Below are 278 nucleotides of genomic sequence, written 5' to 3'. Positions count from 1 at the left end.
AATCTGAATAATTAAAGTTAGTGAATAATTTTTTGAGACTAAAATGATTAATAGTTTTGGTTGTATTAAAATTGAAATATAGCATAAAGTGGATGCCTTGACTCGAATGTCCGAAGAAGGACGTATTAATCTGCGATAAGCCTAGAGGAGTTGATAAGAAGCGTTATAACTCTAGGATTTCCGAATGGGGGAACCTAATACCGGTAATCGGTATTGTCTGCTAAGCAGAAGGACACACGGTGAACTGAAATATCTAAGTAGCTGTGGAAAAGAAATCA

At 35.3% G+C, this 278-nt stretch carries 1 rRNA gene; it reads left to right on the top strand.

What is annotated here, in order from left to right:
* Positions 1-65: 65 nt before the first annotated feature.
* A 23S ribosomal RNA gene (locus DC53_RS00075) occupies positions 66-278 on the top strand; the annotation flags it as partial.

Origin of the sequence: Pseudoalteromonas fuliginea (assembly GCF_000690055.1) — a bacterium.
GTDB lineage: Bacteria > Pseudomonadota > Gammaproteobacteria > Enterobacterales > Alteromonadaceae > Pseudoalteromonas > Pseudoalteromonas fuliginea.
This window is presented reverse-complemented; position numbering and strand designations above follow the sequence as displayed.